The organism is Kitasatospora sp. NPDC034023 (genome assembly GCF_055575795.1).
Genome location: NZ_JBVIRY010000051.1, coordinates 15,049 through 30,426 on the forward strand (window position 1 = coordinate 15,049; position 15,378 = coordinate 30,426).

1 protein-coding gene is annotated in these 15,378 nt (G+C 75.2%); it reads right to left on the bottom strand.

Translation table 11 applies throughout. The features are described from left to right. Positions 1 to 10 precede the first annotated feature (10 nt). The gene (locus ACZ52R_RS39305; RefSeq protein WP_465755171.1) at positions 11 to 15,340 is read right to left on the bottom strand and encodes a type I polyketide synthase; all 15,330 of its coding nucleotides are present in this window, start codon (positions 15,338 to 15,340) and stop codon (positions 11 to 13) included. Positions 15,341 to 15,378: the final 38 nt, after the last annotated feature.

Genomic DNA, 15,378 nt, shown 5'->3' on the forward strand with positions numbered 1-15,378 from the left:
GCACGGGCGCTCAGCCCCGCCCGAACTTCCGGTCGATGTAGTCGAAGATCTCGTCGTCGGTGGCGTCGTCGATGACCGCCGCACCGCCGTCGCCGTCGCCGCCGTCCGTCGCCGCCGCCTCGTTCCAGGCGGTGAGCAGGCCCTGCAGGCGGGCCTCGATCCGGCCGTGCGCCGCGCCGTCGGGGGCGAGGGCGGACACCTCGTCCGCGGCCAGCGCGGCGAGGGCGCTCTCCAGCCGCTCCAGCTCCGCGAGCAGCTGCGGGGCGGGCGGTGCGGGGGCGATCTCCTCGCGCAGGTGCTCGGCGAGCAGCGCGGGCGTCGGGTAGTCGAAGACCAGCGTCGCCGAGAGCCGCAGCCCCACGGCGGCGCCGAGGCGGTTGCGCAGTTCGACGGCGGTCAGCGAGTCGAAGCCGAGCTCGCGGAACGCCTGGCCGGCGCCGATCAGTTCGGCCGAGGAGTAGCCGAGCACGGCCGAGACGTGGCTGCGCACCAGGTCGAGCAGCAGGCGCTCCTGCTCGGCCGGGTCCCGCCCGGCGAGCCGCGCGGCCAGGTCGGCGGCCGGGTCCGCGGCGGTGCCGGCGGAACGCGCCGCGGCACGGCGCGCCGGTGGCCGGACCAGGCCGTGGAAGAGCGTCGGCAGGGCACCGGGCGTGCCGGCGAGGGTGCGCAGCGCGCCGAGGTCCAGCCGGACGGGCAGCAGCACCGGCTCGTCCGGCACCGTCAGTGCGGTGTCGAGCAGGGCCAGGCCCTGTTCGGCACTCAGCGGGAGGACGCCGCCGCGGGCCGACCTGGCGAGGTCGACCTCGGTCAGCCGCCCGGCCATGCCGCGCCGTTCGGCCCACATGCCCCAGACCAGGGAGAGCGCCGGCAGTCCGGCCGCCCGCCGGTGCCTGGCCAGCGCGTCGAGGAAGACGTTGGCCGCGCCGTAGTTGGCGAGGCCGGCGCCGCCGAACGTGCCGGCGGCCGCGGAGAAGAGCACGAAGGCCGCCAGGTCCAGGTGGGCGGTGAGTTCGTGCAGGTGGACGGCGGCGTCCACCTTGGGGCGCAGCACCCGTTCGATCCGCTCGGGGGTGAGCGAGCCGATCACGCCGTCGTCGAGGACGGCGGCGGTGTGCACGACGGCGGTCAGCGGGTGCTCGGCGGGGACGGCGGCCAGGACGGCGGCGAGCGCCTCGCGGTCGGCGGTGTCGCAGGCGACCAGGTCGACCTCGGCGCCAAGGTCGGCGAGGGTGCGCAGGAGGTCGTCCGCGCCGTCGGCGGCGGGGCCGCGGCGGCTGGTGAGCAGGAGCCGGCGCACGCCGTGCTCGGTGACCAGGTGGCGGGCGAGCAGGGCGCCGAGTCCGCCGGTGGCGCCGGTGATCAGCACGGTGCCGGCGGGGTCGAGCGGGCGGGTCGGGGCGGTTTCCCCGGCCGTTCCCGGCGCGGTCCGTTCGACCCGGGCCAGCCGGGGCACCAGGACGGTGCCGGCGCGCAGCGCGTACTCGTCCTCGCCGCCGGCCAGGGCGGCGGGCAGCAGCAGCCGGGACTCGTCGTGGTCGTCGAGGTCGACCAGGACCAGTCGGCCGGTGCTCTCCGCCTGGGCCGCGCGGACCAGGCCCCAGACGGGGGCCTGCGCGAGGTTGTGGTCCGCGTCGTCGCCCGGTCCGGCGGCGACCGCGCCGCTGGTGAGCAGGACGAGGCGGGAGTCCGCGAGGGCGTCCTCGGCCAGCCAGTTCCGGACGAGCTCGAAGGTACGCGCGGTGGTGGCGTGGACGTCGCCGATCAGTCCCGCACCGGTGGCCCCGGCAGGGCAGGCGGCCAGGACGGTGGCGGGCGCCGGCCGGCCCGCGGCCACGGCAGCGAGCAGCCCGGCCAGGTCGGCGTGGGTGTCGACGTGCAGGCCGGCGCGTTCCAGTGTCGCCCCGACCTTGGAGTCGTCCGGCCCGAGGACGGCCCAGCTGCCCGGGGCGCCGTTCTCGGCGGCCGGCGGCGGCACGGTCCAGTCGACCCGGTAGAGCGCGTCGTGGTGGCCGGCCGGCGCGGCCTGCTCACGCGGGACGGGGCGCAGGGTCAGCGCCGCCACCGAGGCGACCGGTGCGCCGGTGCCGTCGGCGGCCGTGAGGGCGACGGTGTCCGGGCCGGTCGGGACGATCCGCAGCCGCAGGGTGCCGGCCCCGGCCGCGTGCAGCGCGAAGCCGCTCCAGGCGAACGGCCGCAGTTCCGTGCCGTCCCCGTCCGTCGTACCGTCCCCGTCCGCGGTCGCCGTGCCGCTCCCGTGGTGGGCGGCCGTGGCGAGCGCCTGCACGCCGGCGTCCAGCAGGGCCGGGTGCAGCGCGTACGCACCGGCCTGCGGCTGCTGGGCGTCGGGCAGCGCGGCCTCGGCGTAGACCGCTCCGCCGTGCTGCCAGACCCTCGTCAGGCCCTGGAAGGCGGGCCCGTAGGTCAGGCCGGCGTCGGCGAGCCGGTCGTAGTGGCCGTCCAGCGGCAGCTCCACCGCACCGGCCGGCGGCCAGGCCGCCGGGTCGAGCGGATCGGTCGGCACGGCCGTGCCGGGGGCCAGGGTGCCGCTCGCGTGCCGGGTCCACGGCTGCCCGGTGTCCTCGTCCTCGGGCCGCGCGTACACGGCGAGCGGGCGCCGGCCGGCCGGGTCGGGCGCGCCGACGGCGAGTTGCAGCCGGACCGCCCCGGTGGGCGGCAGTGCCAGCGGCGTCTGCAGGGTGAGTTCCTCCACGAGGGCGCAGCCGACCTGGTCGCCGGCGCGGACGGCCAGTTCGACGAAGGCGGTCGCGCCGAGCAGTGCGGTGCCCCGGACGGCGTGGTCGGCGAGCCACGGGTGGGTGCGCAGGGAGAGCCGGCCGGTGAGCAGGTGGCCGTCGGAGTCGGGGAGTTCGACGGCCGCGCCGAGCAGCGGGTGCTCGGCGGCGCCGAGTCCGGCGGCGGCCACGTCGGAGGGTGCCGCGTGCGCGGGCTCCGCCCAGTAGCGCTCCCGCTGGAAGGCGTAGGTGGGCAGCTGGACGTGCGGGCCGCGGCCGTCGCCGAGGAACGCCGTCCAGTCCACCGGGACGCCCCGGGTGTGGGCCGCGGCGAGCGAGGCGAGCACCCGGTCCGGGCCGCCGTCCTCGCGGCGCAGGGTGCCGATGGCGACCGCGTCGGCGGCGGCCTCCTCGATGTTCTCCTGGATCGCGGTGGTCAGCACCGGGTGGGCACTGACCTCGACGAAGGTGTCGACGCCGTCCGCGAGCAGGGCGGCAACCGCCTCCGCGAAGCGCACCGGCTGCCGGAGGTTGCGGTACCAGTACGCGGCGTCCAGGTCGGAGCCGTCCGTCGGCGCACAGCTGACGGTGGAGAAGAGCGGCACCGTCCCGGCCCGCGGGCGGAGGTCCGCCAGCACGGCCAGGACGTCCTCGCGGATCGCCTCGGCCTGCGCGGAGTGCGAGGCGAAGTGCGAGGAGACCAGGCGGGCCCGGACCCCCTGCTCCGCGCAGGAGGCCAGCAGTTCCGTCAGGGCGGCCGTCTCACCGCAGACCAGCACGGACGCGGGCCCGTTGACCGCACCGACGGAGAGCCGGTCCGCCCACGGGGCGAGGCGTGCGTGCACCTCGGCGACGGGCAGTGCCACGGACGCCATGCCGCCGCGGCCGGCCATCCCCTCGGCGATCGCGCGGCCGCGCAGCGCCACCGCACGGGCGGCGTCCTCCAGGGTCAGCGCACCCGACACGGTCGCGGCGGCCAGCTCGCCCTGCGAGTGGCCGAGGACGACGGCCGGTTCGACGCCCGCCGCCCGCCACACCTCGGCGAGCGACACCATCACCGCCCAGAGCGCCGGCTGCACCATGTCCATTCGGTCCGTCCAGGTGTCGCCCGCGACGCCGCGCACCACGTCCAGCAGCGACCAGTCGGCGGTGAACGGCGCCAGGGCGGCCGCGCACTCGGCCATCCGGGCCGCGAACACCGGGGAGGACGCCAGCAGCTCCACCGCCATGGCGGGCCAGGCCGAGCCCTGCCCGGGGAAGACGAACGCCACCTTCGGCGGCCGGCCCGCAGCGCCGTGGACCAGCCCGGCGGCCGGCCGGCCCTCCGCCAGCGCCGCCAGAGCGTGCACCGCCGACGCCCGGTCACCCGCGACCACCACCGCGCGGTGGTCGAAGCGGGTACGGGTCGCCGCCAGGGCACGGCCGACCTCCGCCGGCGACAGCTCCGGCTGCTGCGCCAGGAACGCGCCGAGCCTCGCCGCCTGCGCCCGCAGGGCCGGTTCGGTGCGGCCGGAGAGCACCAGCGGCACCGGAGCGCCGGCGGTGTCCGCCGCGCCCCGCACCGGTTCCGCCGCGGGCGGCTGTTCCAGGACGGTGTGCGCATTGGTGCCGCTCATACCGAACGAGGAGACCGCGGCCCGGCGCGGCTGCCCGGTCTCCGGCCACGGCCGGTGCTCCGTCAGCAGCTCGACCGCGCCGGCCGACCAGTCGACGTGCGGCGACGGCTCGTCCACGTGCAGGGTCCGCGGGAGGACGCCGTGCTCCATCGCCAGCACCATCTTGATGATGCCCGCGACGCCGGCGGCGGCCTGGGTGTGGCCGATGTTCGACTTGATCGAGCCCAGCCAGAGGGGCTCCGCCCCGGTGCGGTCCCGACCGTAGGTGGCGAGCAGTGCCTGTGCCTCGATCGGGTCGCCGAGCCGGGTGCCGGTGCCGTGCGCCTCGACGGCGTCCACCTGGCCGCCCGTCAGCCCGGCCGCGGCCAGCGCCTGGCGGATCACCCGCTGCTGCGCGGGCCCGTTCGGCGCGGTCAGACCGTTGGACGCGCCGTCCTGGTTGACCGCGGAGCCGCGGACCAGGGCCAGCACCTGGTGCCCGTTGCGCTGCGCGTCGGAGAGCCGCTCGACCAGCAGCAGGCCGACGCCCTCGCCCCAGCCGGTGCCGTCCGCGCCCGCCGCGAACGCCTTGCACCGCCCGTCCTCGGCGAGGCCGCCCTGGCGGCTGAACGAGACGAACGCACCCGGCGAGGACATCACCGTCACGCCGCCCGCCAGGGCGAGCGAGCACTCGCCGTTGCGCAGCGACTGGACGGCCCAGTGCAGGGCGACCAGCGAGGAGGAGCAGGCGGTGTCGACGGTGACCGCCGGGCCCTCCAGGCCGAAGGTGTAGGCGAGACGGCCGGAGACCACGCTGGCCGCGTTGCCGGTGCCGAGGAACCCGCCGATCTCGTCGGAGGCCTCGATGGCCAGTTGGAGGTAGTCCTGGCCGTTGGTGCCGACGAAGACGCCGGTACGGCTGCCGCGCAGGGTCTCCGGGTCGATGCCCGCCCGCTCGAACGCCTCCCAGGCGGTCTCCAGCAGCAGCCGCTGCTGCGGGTCCATGGCGAGTGCCTCGCGCGGCGAGATCCCGAAGAAGGTCGGATCGAACTCGCCCGCCCCGTAGAGGAATCCGCCCTCCCGGGTGGCCGAGGAGTGCGCTTCGTCGCCGCTCTGGAGGGTCTCCAGGTCCCAACCACGGTCGGTGGGGAAGCCGGCGATCGCGTCGCCGCCGGTGGACAGCAGCCGCCACAGCGCCTCGGGGGTGTCGACGCCGCCCGGGAAGCGGCAGCTCATCGCGACGATGGCGATCGGGTCGTCCACGGTGGGAACGGCGGTGGCGACCGGTTCCGCGGCGGCCGTGCCGAGGAGTTCGTCGCGGAGGTGGTCGGCCAGGCCGCGGACCGACGGGTAGTCGAACACGAGCGTCGCGGGCAGCGGGAGGCCGGTCGCGGCACCCAGCAGGTTGCGGAACTCCACGGCGGTCAGCGAGTCGAAGCCCAGCTCGCGGAAGGCCTTGCCGACCTCCACGCCCGCCGGGTCCGCATGGCCGAGGACGGCGGCCGCGTGTCCGCGCACCAGGTCGAGCAGCACGGCGTCGCGCTCGTCCACCGGCAGCCCGGCGAGCCGCTCGGCGAGCCCGGTGCCGGGACCGGCCGCGGCGTGCGCCGTGCGGTCCAGGACCTCCCTGGCCTCGGGCAGCGCGTCGAGGAGGCGGCTGGGCCGGGCAGCGGTGAACCCGGGGGCGAACAGCTCCCAGTCGACGTCGGCCGCGACCACCGCCGGAGCATCCCCGTTCGGGGCGAGCTCCCGCCGGAGGAAGGACAGGCCGAGCTCCGGCGCCATGGCCGGCATTCCGCCGCGGCGCAGGCGTTCGGCCAGCCGGTCGTCGGTGGCCATGCCCGCCTCCGCCCACGGACCCCAGGCGATCGACGTCGCCGGAAGGCCGTCCGCCCGCCGCTGCTCCGCCAGGGCGTCCAGATACGCGTTGGCAGCCGCATAGTTACCCTGCCCCGCACTGCCGATCGTCCCCGCGATCGAGGAGAACAGCACGAACGCGGACAGATCGCGGCCGGCCGTCAGCTCGTGCAGATGACGGGCCGCATCCACCTTCGGACGGGCCACCGACGCCAACCGCTCCCCGGTCAGCGCGTCGATCACACCGTCGTCCAGCACACCGGCCGTGTGGAAGACCGCCGACAGCTCGTGCTCCGCCAGCAATCCGGCCAGCGCGTCCCGGTCCGCAACATCGCAGGCGGCAATGGTCACAGCTGTCCCGAGCGCGGTCAGCTCGTCCCGCAACTCGGCCGCACCCGGCGCCTCCAGGCCCCGACGGCTCGTCAGCACCAGACGCCCGGCCCCGTTCCGCGCCAGCCAACGAGCCACCTGCGCACCCAGCGCACCCGTCCCACCGGTCACCAGCACCGTCCCCGACGGCGACCACGGCGAGCCCTCACCCCGCGGCGCACGCACCAGACGCCGACCGAACACACCCGAGGACCGGACCGCGACCTGATCCTCACCACCATCGGCCAGCACGCCGGCCAGACGCTCCAAGGCCCGCTCATCAGGAGACTCCGGCAGGTCGATCAGACCACCCCAAAGCTCCGGATGCTCCAACGCCACCACCCGGCCCAGACCCCACACCTGCGCCGCCGCCGGATCCGCCAGCCGCTCCGAACCGCCGGTGGCCACCGCACCCCGCGTCACACACCACAACGGCGCAGCGACCCCGGCATCACCCAACGCCTGCACCACGGCCAGCACCGGGCCCGGCGCCACGGCCGGCAGCAGCACACCCGCCACCACCGCACCATCGGCCAGCACCGACCGCAACTCGCCCGCCAGCACGACACGGTCGGCCGCGCCGGCGTCGGCATCGAAGAACCGCACCTCCGCACCACGGCCGGCCAACACCCCGGCCAGCTCAGCGGCCCCGGCCGCCACCAGCCACACACCCGACAGCCCGTCCGCCGACTCCGCCACCGGCCGCCACACCACCCGGTAACGCCAGCCGTCGACCACCGACGCCTCACGATTGCGCCGCCGCCACGCCGAGAGCTTGGGCAGGAGGGCGCTCAGCTGGTCGCCGTCCTCGATCTCGAGGGCCGCCGCCAAGGTGGCGGTGTCCTCACGTTCGACGGCGTGCCAGAAGTGCGCGGCGGCCGGGTCCTCGGCGCCCACGGCGCCGGGCTGCGGCGCGGCGGACTCCAGCCAGTACCAGGCGTGCTGGAAGGCATAGGCGGGCAGGTCCACCGGGCGGGCGTCGTGGCCGGCGAAGACGGCCGGCCAGTCGACGTGCCCGCCGCGGACGTGGGTCCGGCCGAGCGCTGTCGCCAGCGACTGCGCCTCGGGGCGACCCGCGCGCAGCAGCGGGACGAACGCGCCCTCGGCCGCGGACTCCTGGCCCAGCGCCGACAGCACCCCGTCCGGGCCCAGCTCCACGAACGTCCGAACACCCTGCGCCGCCAACGCCTCCACCGCATCCGCGAACCGAACAGCCTCCCGCACATGCCGCACCCAGTACTCCGGATCCGTCAACTCCACGGAGACCAGCCCACCGGTCAACGTCGACACCACCGGAATCCGCGGCAGCTCGAACACCACCTGCCCGGCCACCGCACGGAACTCCGCCAACATCCCGTCCATCAGCGGCGAATGGAACGCATGACTCACGGTGAGCCGCTTGGACCTGCGTCCCGTCAGCTGCGCCAGCACGGCCAGGACGGCGTCCTCGGCACCGGACAGCACCACGGAGGTCGGGCCGTTGACGGCGGCGATGCCAACACCGTCACCCAGCAGCGGCAGGACCTCCGCTTCGGACGCCTGCACCGCGACCATCGCGCCGCCGCGCGGCAGCGCCTGCATCAGCCGACCCCGCGCAGCCACCAGACGCGCCGCATCCGCCAGCGACATCACCCCGGCCACATGCGCAGCGGCAAGCTCACCGATCGAATGCCCGGCCACGAAGTCCGACCGCACGCCCCACGACTCCAGCAGGCGGAACAGCGCCACCTCCACGGCGAACAACGCCGGCTGCGCCCAACCCGTCTCATCGATCAGCTCGGCGTCCGCGATCGCCTCGCGCAGCGGACGATCCAGATGGCGATCCAGCTCCGCACAGACCTCGTCGAACGCCGCGGCGAACGCAGGGTGGGCGGCAGACAACTCCTCCCCCATCCCGGCCTGCTGGCTGCCCTGACCGGTGAAGAGGAAGGCCTGCCGGCCGGCGGCGGCCACGCCCTGGACCAGCCCCGGGTCCTGCTCGGCCGCCGCCAGTGCGCGCAGCGCACGCAGGACGGCAGCACGGTCCTCGCCGACCACCGCGGCGCGCCGTTCGAGGACGGCGCGCCCGGTCGCCAGAGTGTGTGCCACGTCGGCGAGTTCGAGATCGGGCGACTCCTCCACCAGGGCCGTCAGCCGCGCGGCCTGCGCCCGCAGTGCGTCCTCGCCGCGGGCCGAGAGCAGCCAGGGCAGCACCGGCGCCCGGCGCTCCGCCGGGCGGCGCTGCACGGTGCGGAGGTCACTCGGCGGCTCCTCGATGATGGTGTGGGCGTTGGTGCCGCTGATGCCGAACGAGGAGACGGCGGCCCGTCGGGGCCGTCCGGTCGCGGGCCACGGCCGCGACTCGGTGAGCAGTTCGACCGCGCCGGCCGTCCAGTCGACGTTCGGCGAGGGCTCGTCCACGTGCAGGGTCGGCGGCAGCATCCCGTGCCGCATCGCCATCACCATCTTGATGATGCCCGCCGCACCGGCGGCGGCCTGGGTGTGGCCGAGGTTCGACTTCACCGAGCCCAGCCAGAGCGGGAGTTCCTCCGTGCGGGCCTGCCCGTAGGTGGCGAGCAGTGCCTGCGCCTCGATCGGGTCGCCGAGCGTCGTGCCGGTGCCGTGCGCCTCCACCGCGTCCACCTGGTCGCCCGTCAACCCAGCGGCGGCCAGGGCCTCGCGGATCACCCGCTGCTGGGACGGGCCGTTCGGCGCGGTGAGGCCGTTGGAGGCGCCGTCCTGGTTGACCGCGGATCCCCGGACGACCGCGAGCACCCGGTGTCCGTTGCGACGGGCGTCGGAGAGCCGCTCGACGAGGAGCAGGCCGACGCCCTCGCCCCAGCCGGTGCCGTCGGCCGAGGCGGCGAACGACTTGCAGCGCCCGTCGGGCGAGAGGCCGCGCTGGCGGCTGAAGTCGACGAAGGTCTCGGGGGTGCCCATCACGGTGACACCGCCGGCGAGCGCCATCGTGCACTCGCCGCTGCGGAGCGCCTGGATCGCCAGGTGGAGCGCGACCAGCGAGGAGGAGCAGGCGGTGTCGACGGTGACCGCCGGGCCCTCCAGGCCGAAGGTGTAGGCGACCCGGCCGGAGGCGATGCTGCCGGAGTTGCCGGTGCCGAGGTAGCCCTCGACACCGTCGGGGAGTTCACCCAGATTGCTGGTGTAGTCGTGGTACATCACGCCGGCGAACACGCCGGTGCGGCTGCCGCGCAGCGTCGCCGGGTCGATGCCGGCCCGCTCGAACGCCTCCCAGGAGGTCTCCAGCAGCAGGCGCTGCTGCGGGTCCATCGCCAGCGCCTCGCGCGGCGAGATCCCGAAGAAGCCTGGGTCGAACAGCCCTGCGTCGTGCAGGAACCCGCCCTCCCGCGCGTACGAGGTGCCCTGGTGGTCGGGGTCGGGGTGGTAGAGGTTCTCGAGGTCCCAGCCGCGGCCGGTCGGGAAGCCGGAGACGGCGTCGCGGCCCTCCGAGACCAGCTGCCACAGGTCCTCCGGCGAGCCGATGCCGCCCGGGAAGCGGCAGGCCATGCCGACGATCGCGATCGGATCGGTGTCGGTCGCCTCGGCCGGGGCCGCGGCGGGGCCCTGCTCGACGGCGTCACCGACCAGTTCGGCGAGCAGGAACGCGGCCAGGGCACCCGGGGTCGGGTAGTCGAAGACCAGCGTCGCGGGCAGCCGCAGACCGGTCTCACCGTTGAGCTGGTTGCGCAGTTCGACGGAGGTCAGCGAGTCGAAGCCGAGTTCCTTGAACGCCCGCCCGGCGTCGACCTCGCCCGCGTCTGCGTAGCCGAGTACCGCGGCGATCCGGGTGCGGACCAGGCCGAGCAGGGTCTGCTCCCGGTCCGCGGCCGGCTGGGCCGACAGGCGGGCGGCCAGCTCGGAGCCGCCCGCCGCAGCCCCGACGCGGGCGGAGCGGCGGGTCGGCACCCGGACCAGCCCTCGCAGCAGCGGCAGCACCCCGGCGGTGGACTCGCGGCGGACGGCGGCGAGGTCGAGCCGCATCGGCACCAGGGTCGCGGCATCGGTGGCGACGGCGGCGTCGAAGAGCGCCAGCCCTTCCGCTGCGGCCAGCCCCTCGACACCCGACCGGGCCATCCGGTCGGCATCACCGCTCGCCAGGTTGCCGGCCATCCCCGCGCCGTCGGCCCACAGGCCCCAGGCGAGGGAGGTGGCGGGCAGTCCGGCGGCCCGGCGCTGGGCGGCGAGGGCGTCCAGGAAGACGTTCGCGGCCGCGTAGTTGCCCTGGCCCGGGCCGCCGAAGGTGCCGGCGGCGGAGGAGAACAGTACGAAGGCGGTGAGCGGGTGATCGGCCGTCAGCTCGTGGAGGTGGAGGGCCGCGTCGACCTTCGGACGCAGCACGGTGTCGATGCGGTCGGGAGTGAGCGAGGTGACGATGCCGTCGTCCAGGACACCGGCCGTGTGGACCACACCCGAGAGCTCGTGGTCGGCGAGCAGCGCGGCCAGCGCCTCCCGGTCGGCCACGTCGCACGCCGCGACCGTCACCGTTGCGCCGGCGTCCGTCAGCTCGGCGACCAGCTCCGCCGCACCCGGCGCGTCCGCACCACGGCGGGACACCAGCAGCAGGCTCCGCACCCCGTGCCCGACCACCAGGTGACGGGCCACCAGCCCGCCCAGCAGACCCGACGCACCCGTCACCAGGACCGTGCCCGACGACCCGAACACCGACACCGCCTCCGAGGACGCAGCCGCCCGGACCAGACGCGGCACCCGCACCTCGCCACCGCGCGCGACCAGCTCCGGCTCATCGGCGGCCAACGCCCCCGCCAGCAGGCCCTCCGCAACCTCCGGACCGTCCACGTCCAGGAGGACGAACCGGTCCGGGTTCTCCGTCTGCGCCGAGCGGACCAGGCCCCACACCGGGGCGTGTACCAGGTCCTCGACCTCGGCACCGACCGCCCCACGGGTCACCAGGACCAGACGCGACGCCGAGAACCGCTCATCAGCCAGCCACTCCCGCACCGTCCCCAAAACCCCGTGCAGCGCGGCGCGGACCGCGGCGGACACCTCGCCGTCGGACGTCGCGAGAAGCGGGAGGAGCACGGTGTCGGGGACGGACCGGCCCCCGTCGACCGCCTCGCGGAGCCGCACCAGGTCGGCGAACGGCTCGGCGAACGGCTCGGCGGACAGCTCGGCGCCGAGGCCTTCCCCGCCGAGCACGACCCAGTCGCCCGTCGGCGCCGGGGAGACCGGCAGCACGGTCCACTCCACCCGGTACGGCGACTCGGCAGGACCGCCGCGAACCTGGCTCTCGGAGACCTCACGCAGCACCAGCGAGCCGACCTCGGCGACGGCCCGGCCGCTCTCGTCAGCGAGTCCCAGCGTGATCGCGTCCGCGCCGGCGCGGGACAGCCGGGCCCGCAGCACGCCGGCGCCCGAGGCGAACAGGGTGACGCCGTTCCACGAGAACGGCAGGCGCCCGCGCCCGGTGTCGTCGAGCAGGTCGCCGAGTGCGACCGCATGCAGCGCGGAGTCCAGCAGCGCCGGGTGCAGGCCGAAGGACGAGGCGGAGTCCCGGGCGTCGTCCGGCAGCGCCACCTCCACGTAGGTGTCTCCGTCATGGCGCCAGGCGGCGCGCAGGCCCTGGAACACCGGTCCGTATCCGAACCCGGCCGCGGCCAGCCGCTCGTACAGGTCGTCGACCGGAACCGACACCGCACCGCTCGGCGGCCACTCGACCAGATCGAACGACGGGACGGCGGCCGTGCTGTCGGGTGCGAGCACACCGGTGGCGTGCCGCGTCCACGGCTCGCCCTCCGCAGCGTCCTCCGGGCGCGAGTGGACGCTGAGCGTCCGCCGGCCCGCCTCGTCCACGCCGGCCAGGGACAGGCGCAGCTGGACGCCGCCGCGCTCGGTCAGCACCAGCGGCGCCTCCAGCGTCAGCTCCTCCAGCAGCCCGCAGCCGACCTGGTCACCGGCGCGGATCGCCAGCTCGACGAACGCCGTGCCGGGCAGCAGCACGGAACCCATCACCGCGTGATCGGCCAGCCACGGGTGCGACTGCACCGACAGCCGGCCGGTGAACACCACACCGTCCGAATCCGGCAACTCCACACTCGCACCGAGCAGCGGGTGCCCCGCCGCACCAAGCCCGATCGACGCGACGTCACCGACCGACGTGCCGCCTTCCAGCCAGTAACGCCGGCGCTGGAAGGGGTAGGTGGGCAGGTCGACCCGGCGCGCGCCGGTACCGGCAAACACGGCCGGCCAGTCGACCGCGAGGCCGCGGACGTGGGCCTGGACGAGGGCTACCGTGAGCGTGCGGGCCTCCGGGCGGCCGGCGCGGAGCACCGGGACGAACACGGCCTCGGCCACGGACTCCTGACCCATCGCCGACAGCACACCGTCCGGACCCAACTCGACGAACGTCCGGACACCATCCGCCTCCAGGGCGGTGACCGCGTCGGCGAAGCGGACGGCCTCACGGACGTGGCGCACCCAGTACTCGGCGTCGGTCAGCTCGGCGGAGACAGGAGCGCCGGTGAGAGTGGAGACGATCGGAATCCGCGGGGACTCATAGGTGACCTGCTCGGCGACGGCACGGAAGTCCGCGAGCATGCCGTCCATCAGCGGCGAGTGGAACGCATGACTGACCGTCAGCCGCTTGGACTTCCGACCCTCCAACTGCGCGACCACGGCCAGCACCACATCCTCGGCACCCGAGACCACGACGGAGGTCGGGCCGTTGACCGCGGCGATGCCCACCCCGCCAGTGAGCAGCGGCAGCACCTCGGCCTCGCTCGCCTGCACCGCGACCATCGCACCGCCGCGCGGCAGCGCCTGCATCAACCCGGCACGAGCCGCCACCAGCCTCGCGGCATCCGCCAGCGAGAACACACCCGCGACATGGGCGGCAGCCAGCTCACCGATCGAATGCCCGGCCAGCACGTCCGGGGTCAGACCCCACGACTCCACCAGCCGGAACAGCGCCACCTCCAGCGCGAACAGCGCCGGCTGAGCCCAACCCGTCTCATCGATCAGCTCCGGGTCGGCCATCGCCTCACGCAGCGGACGGTCCAGGAACTGGTCCAGGTGCGCACACACCGCATCGAACGCGTCCGCGAACACCGGGAACGCGCCGTACAGCTCCTCCCCCATCCCGACGCGCTGACTGCCCTGACCGGTGAACAGGAACGCCGTCCGCCCCTCCACCACCGAGGCCTGACCACCGGACACCGCGGCCAGCCCGGCCAGCAACTCCGCACGATCGCAGGCCACGAACCCCGCCCGGTACTCGAACGCCGCCCGGCCCGTCGCCAGCGAGAACCCCAGATCCGCCACACTCGGCGCACCACCGCCCTCGACCACCGCCACCAACCCCGCCGCCTGCGCCACAAGCGCCTCCGGGCTCCGCGCCGAAAGCACCACCGGCACTGTCGGCGACACCGGCAGGGCCACCGAGTCATCCTCCGCGGCCTCCTCCGCGGCCGGAGCCTGCTCCAGGACGGTGTGGGCATTCGTCCCGCTCACACCGAACGCGGAGACGGCAGCCCGGCGCGGCCGACCGGTTTCCGGCCACGGCAGGTTCTCCGTCAGCAGTTCGACGGCGCCGGCCGTCCAGTCGACGTGCGGGGACGGCTCGTCCACGTGCAGGGTCCGCGGCAGGACGCCGTGCTGCATCGCGAGCACCATCTTGATGACGCCCGCGACTCCGGCCGCGGCCTGGGTGTGGCCGATGTTGGACTTGAGCGAGCCGAGCCAGAGCGGCCGGTCGTCGGCCCGCTCCTGGCCGTAGGTGTTCAGTAGGGCCTGTGCCTCGATCGGATCGCCGAGTCGTGTGCCGGTGCCGTGCGCCTCGACCGCGTCGATCTGGTCCGCCGTCAGCCCGGCACTCTCCAGGGCCTGCCGGATCACCCGTTGCTGCGACGGGCCGTTCGGGGCGGTCAGCCCGTTGGACGCACCGTCCTGGTTGACCGCGCTGCCGCGCACCACCGCCAGTACCTGGTGGCCGTTGCGTCGCGCGTCGGAGAGCCGCTCGACGAGCAGCATGCCGACGCCCTCGGACCAGCCGGTGCCGTCCGCCGCGGCGGCGAAGGCCTTGCACCGGCCGTCCGAGGCCAGCCCGTGCTGGCGGCTGAACTCGACGAACACGTCGGGGGTGGCGAGGACGGTCACGCCGCCCGCGAGCGCCATCGAGCACTCGCCGTTGCGCAGCGCCTGCACTGCGAGGTGCAGGGCGACCAGCGAGGAGGAGCAGGCGGTGTCGACGGTGACCGCCGGCCCCTCGAAGCCGAAGGTGTAGGACAGGCGCCCTGAGACGACCGCCGCCGCGTTGCCCGTCAGCAGGTAGCCCTCGACACCGTCCGGCAGGTCGTCCGCGACCGCGCTGTACCCCTGCGAGGAGGCGCCCACGAAGACGCCGGCCCGGCTGCCGCGCAGCGTGGTCGGGTCGATGCCCGCCCGCTCGAAGACCTCCCAGGAGGTCTCCAGCAGCAGCCGCTGCTGCGGGTCCATGGCCAGCGCCTCGCGCGGGCTGATCTCGAAGAACGCCGGGTCGAACCGGGCGGCATCGTGCAGGAAGCCTCCGCCGCGGGCGTAGAAGGTGCCCGGCCGGTCCGGGTCCGCGTCGTACAGGTCGGCGAGGTTCCAGCCGCGGTCGGTGGGGAACTCGGAGATGGCGTCGCCGGCGTCGGCGACGAGCCGCCACAGAGCCTCCGGAGACTCCACGCCCCCGGGGAACCGGCAGCTCATCCCGACGATCGCGATCGGCTCGCGCGAGGCCGCGATCAGCTGCTGGTTCTGCCGCCGCAGGCGCTCGGTCTCCTTGATGGAGGCCCGCAGCGCTGCGACGATCTTCTCGTTGGGCGTGGTCATCGTGAGCTCCGCACTTC